The organism is Yoonia sp. (genome assembly GCF_965660735.1).
Classification (GTDB): Bacteria; Pseudomonadota; Alphaproteobacteria; order Rhodobacterales; family Rhodobacteraceae; genus Yoonia.
Map to the genome: position 1 here is coordinate 1 of NZ_CBFIBD010000070.1, position 4,498 is coordinate 4,498.

The window sequence follows — 4,498 nt, forward strand, 5'->3', positions numbered from 1 at the left end:
ATATCGGGAATCTCCTCGGCCGGGGTGAACAGGCGGCGTTCCTCGGCAAATTCATCCATGATCCGACCTTCGCCGGAATACACCCGGCTGATTGTCTTTGGGGTGTATTGTGACAGCGTTTCATAGCTGGGCAAGTCGCGCCCATACATATAGAAAACGCCGCCCAAGGTCAGCGCCCCCATAACAATGCCAAGGGTCAACAGCGTGAATATCCCGCCGAAGAATGATAGAATGAAGCGCAACACGATATGGTTTTGTCCTGTCTGGGTCTGCCCCTTATACGCGGGGCGCGCGGAGTCGTCAAAACGCATATGGGTGTATCGGCCAAGAGATACCCCCGCAGCGATCACGTCTTGATGACCGCGGCCCGCCTAGCGCGCCGTCCAGTCCGTCACAGCAGCAGTCATGGCCTGCACGATGCGGGCGCGCCCCGTCGGGCTTGCCAAAAGGGCACGGTCACGGGTGTTGGATAAAAATCCCGCCTCGACCAGCACGGCTGGAAAATCCGCCGCCGCAAGCACCGCCAACTGCCCCTGTCGCAAGGCACGCGTATTCAACGGCACATCCGCGTCATTCATTGCTGAGACCAGCACATCGGCAAATCGGCGCCCCTGCGGACCGGTCTGGGCACGCGCCAGATCCATCAGCACCGTCGCCACCCTGTCGCCTGTCGCGTCCAGATCGACTCCGGCCAGCAGATCACCACGTTCGTGCCGTTCGACCATCCGCGCAGATGCCGCATCGCCGCCACCGGTCGATAGCGTGTAGACCGATGCGCCCATGGCCGCATCTTCTTCCAGCGCATCGGCATGCAGCGAGATAAACAGATCGGCCCCTGCCGCACGCGCAATGCTGAGCCGTCCTGACAAGGAAACAAAGTCATCCTGCCGTCGCGTCAGCACCGCCTGCACCCCGTCGATCCCATCAAGCGCCATCGCGACCTCGCGCGCCAGCAGCAGCATGACATCAGCCTCGCGGACACCGCTGCGTTCGGCACCCGGATCAATGCCGCCATGACCGGGATCAATCACCACGGTGAACACGTCATCAGGGGCGGGATCGGGAAAAACCGGGTCTATATCTGCCAGTGCGTCCCAACCGGGATCAGGCGGCGCGCCGGCGCGTTCGGAATATTCCACCGCACTGACAGGGCGCAAAAGAACGGTCAGATCAGCGCCCGCATCGGTGCTGCGCATCTCGACCGCTGTCACAGCCAGCGGTTCGGCCAGATCGACCACCATCCGCGACCAGCCCGGCCGCATCGGGCCAATTCGCAGGGCCGTCGCGCGCCCCGGATCAAGCAAGGCCTCAGGGGCGGTCCCGTCCCACTGCACCCCTTGAAAATCCAGCACAAGACGGCGGGGATCATCCAGCGTAAACACCCGGTAAGGCACCAGATCGGACAGGCCCAAAGCGATGCGCAGACTGCGCCAGCCGTCCGCAACGGTGCTGCGCGCGGGGTCAACCTGTACCTGTGCCGCTGCCCCCGTGGCCAGCAACAACATCACCAGCAAGGCCCGCATCATGGGCTGCGTGCCGTCATGAACGCCACCAGCCTGTCCAGCCCCTGCCGGATGTCTTCCGTCGATCGCGCATAGGAAAACCGCAACCAACCCTGTCCGCGTGCTGCATCGAAATCCAGCCCCGGCGTCACCGCCACACCGGCTTTGTCCAGAATTTCGGCGGCAAAGGCGCGGGCATCGTCGGTATGGGCTGACACATCCACATAAATATAGAACGCCCCGTCCGGTGGCGCAAAGCTGTCCAGCCCCGCGGCTTTAAGCCCGTCGATCATCAGCGCGCGGTTGGTGGCATAGACGGCCTTGTTCGCCTCAAGCTCTGCGGTGCAATCCATCGCATGGAGTGCGAGCCGCTGGGACGCATGGGGGGCGCAGATGAACATGTTCTGCGCGAGCCGTTCGATGCGGCGCACGTGGTCATCCGGCACCACCATCCAGCCAACGCGCCAGCCGGTCATCGAAAAATACTTGGAAAAGGAATTGACGACATAGGCCTGATCCGTGACCTGAAGTGCCGTCACAGGCCGCGTATCATAGTCGATCCCGTGGTAAATCTCGTCCGAGATCAGTGCTGCATCACGGGCGGCACAGGCCGCGGCCAGCGCCGTCAGTGCAGGCGCATCCAGCATCGTGCCGGTGGGATTGGCAGGTGATGCCACGATCAGCCCAGCCAGGTCATAGGCCGCCACATCACCTGGTTGCGGCTGGAACCGCTGATCCAGCGTTGTGGGAATATCCACCGGCGTCAGACCCACGGCCCGCAGGATCTGGCGATATGACGGATAGCAGGGCGTGCCCAGCCCGACCCGTTCGCCATTGTCGAAAAGCGCCGAAAACGCCAGCAGGAACGCGCCCGACGCCCCACTGGTGATCACCACCCGCGCCGGATCAAGATCGACACCATACCAGTCGCCATAATGCTGCGCGATGCGCGCGCGCAATTCCGGCAACCCAAGGCCCACGGTATAGCCCAGCGGATTGGCCAACTCTTCAGCCAGTAACGCGCGCGCGACCGCGGGGGCGCCGGTGCCGGGCTGACCGACCTCCATATGGATGATGTGGCGGCCCTCCGCCTCGGCTTGGCGGGCGGCCTCCATCACATCCATCACAATAAAGGGATCAACGTCCCCGCGGGTTGAATGTCGCATCTGCTGCCTCTTATGGTTTGAGCCATGTTTGCCTGTCCTGCCCCTGTGACGTCAATGCATCTTGGCATCACAGGTCAGATATGGTCTGTCACTGCCGACACCGATAAAGAGAGATATTCATGAAACTTCGCCTTGCCCTGCCCCTGACACTTGCCTTGGCCGGCCCTGCCGCCGCTTTGGATCTGGACGCGATGACGCCTGCAGAACGCACGGCATTCCGCGCCGAGGTGCGGGCCTATCTGCTGGAAAACCCCGAGGTGCTGCAAGAAGCGATCGGCGTGCTGCAGGAACGCCAGCAACAGGCGCAGGTCGGCAACGATGCCGCGTTGGTGAGCGCCAACAGCGATGCGATCTTCAATGACGGTCATTCGTTTGTGGGCGGTAACCCTGACGGGGATATCACCGTTGTCGAATTCATGGATTACCGCTGTGGCTACTGCAAACGCGCCTTCCCCGAGGTCGAGGCACTGGTCGCGGGCGATGGCAATATCCGTTACATCATCAAGGAATTTCCGATCCTTGGCGAACAATCGGTGCTGGCGTCTCGCTTTGCCATTGCCACGCAGATCGTTGCGGGTGATGCCGCGTACAAGGACGTACATAACACGCTGATGGAATTCACCGGCGACGTCACCGGACAGGCACTGGTGCGGGTGGCCGATGCGCTTGGGCTGGATATGGCAGCCATCACCGCAGAGATGGACAGCGATGCGGTGACCGCGATCATCGCCGAAAACCGCGCATTGGCGGATGCCATGCAAATCACCGGCACCCCGACATTCGTGTTCGAGGACCAGCTTGTGCGCGGCTATGTGCAGGGCGCGCAGATGGAACAACTGGTCGCGGCGCTGCGGGCAGAGTAAGGCGCGGCGGCCCTGGCTTTGTGCATCTGCGCAGGGCCGCGTGTTCATCAAAGCAAAGCGCGCCCATGTGGACGTGGCGTTCGGCAGAGCTACTTTTGTGGTAATCGTAATCAAAAAAGGATGCTGAAAATGACGACACGTCGCACATTTCTCACCGGTGCTGCTGCACTTGGCACGACCACACTGCTGCCCTTCCGGCTGCATGCGGCTGCACATGCGGCTGATGCCTTTATGACCGCCAATGGTCAGGTCACCGTTCACCCCATCGCCCATGCATCATTCGTGATGGAAACCCCCGTCGGCACGATCCATGTGGACCCGGTCGGGGACGCCGGTGACTATGCCGATCTGCCAGCGCCCGATCTGATCCTGATCACCCATGAACACGGCGACCACTATAATGCCGATACGCTGGCAGCACTGGCGGGGGACGCCACCCCGCTGATCGTGAACCCGGCAGTCTATGACATGCTACCCGCCGACCTGCAGGCGCGTGCCACGTCGATCAGCAACGGCGAAAGTACCAGCGCGGGCGACGTGATGATCGACGCGATTCCGGCGTATAACACCACAGAGGAGCGCCTGAACTTTCACCCGCAGGGGCGCGACAACGGTTATGTCGTGACCGTCGACGGACTGCGCGTCTATATCTCGGGCGACACCGAGGACATTCCAGAGATGCGCAGCTTGGAGAATATCGACGTTGCCTTCGTCTGTATGAACCTGCCCTTCACCATGGGCATGGAAGCCGCCGCATCCGCCGTGAACGCATTCGCGCCCACCTATGTCTATCCCTATCACTATCGCGGCCGGGACAACGGCACCCAGGACCCCCGCGATTTCGCGGAACTGGTGACGGGCCAGACCGAGGTCAAGATCGGAAACTGGTACGACGGCGTGATGCCGTCATAAGGGCCCAGTCGGGGCGGGGATAACCCCGCCCAACACTGCCGCACCGGCCAGGGAT

General features: G+C 62.1%; 5 protein-coding genes. 2 read left to right on the plus strand and 3 right to left on the minus strand.

From position 1 onward, the window contains the following. From ACTG4B_RS15225 to ACTG4B_RS15235, 3 genes are all read right to left on the minus strand, one after another. Nucleotides 1-245 (minus strand): hypothetical protein (locus ACTG4B_RS15225; protein ID WP_439156555.1); only part of this gene is annotated, 245 nt, incomplete at its 3' end. Between the two features lie 126 nt (nucleotides 246-371). Beyond that, entirely contained in the window at nucleotides 372-1,523 is a 1,152-nt protein-coding gene (locus tag ACTG4B_RS15230; RefSeq protein WP_439156551.1) for an N-acetylmuramoyl-L-alanine amidase, read from the minus strand. Continuing rightward, nucleotides 1,523-2,668 carry a pyridoxal phosphate-dependent aminotransferase gene (locus ACTG4B_RS15235; RefSeq protein WP_439156552.1) on the minus strand — a complete coding sequence of 382 codons (1,146 nt, stop codon included), beginning with the start codon at nucleotides 2,666-2,668 and terminating at the stop codon, nucleotides 1,523-1,525. Before ACTG4B_RS15235 ends, ACTG4B_RS15230 begins: the two co-directional genes overlap by 1 nt. Before the next feature lie 119 nt (nucleotides 2,669-2,787). Here ACTG4B_RS15235 and ACTG4B_RS15240 point away from each other — a divergent pair, with 119 nt between their 5' ends. Together ACTG4B_RS15240 and ACTG4B_RS15245 are read left to right on the plus strand one after the other, a co-directional pair. After that, on the plus strand, nucleotides 2,788-3,531 hold the full coding sequence (locus ACTG4B_RS15240) for a DsbA family protein (protein WP_439156553.1): 744 nt from the start codon (nucleotides 2,788-2,790) through the stop codon (nucleotides 3,529-3,531). Between the two features lie 129 nt (nucleotides 3,532-3,660). Continuing rightward, complete coding sequence (locus ACTG4B_RS15245) at nucleotides 3,661-4,443, plus strand: MBL fold metallo-hydrolase (protein ID WP_439156554.1); 783 nt, start codon at nucleotides 3,661-3,663, stop codon at nucleotides 4,441-4,443. The last annotated feature ends 55 nt before the right edge of the window (nucleotides 4,444-4,498 follow it).

Bases quoted from the DNA above. Each gene is read 5' to 3' on its own strand.
- ACTG4B_RS15230 (WP_439156551.1), bottom strand. From the start codon at position 1,523: ATGCGGGCCTTGCTGGTGATGTTGTTGCTGGCCACGGGGGCAGCGGCA.
- ACTG4B_RS15235 (WP_439156552.1), bottom strand. From the start codon at position 2,668: ATGCGACATTCAACCCGCGGGGACGTTGATCCCTTTATTGTGATGGAT.
- ACTG4B_RS15240 (WP_439156553.1), top strand. From the start codon at position 2,788: ATGAAACTTCGCCTTGCCCTGCCCCTGACACTTGCCTTGGCCGGCCCT.
- ACTG4B_RS15245 (WP_439156554.1), top strand. From the start codon at position 3,661: ATGACGACACGTCGCACATTTCTCACCGGTGCTGCTGCACTTGGCACG.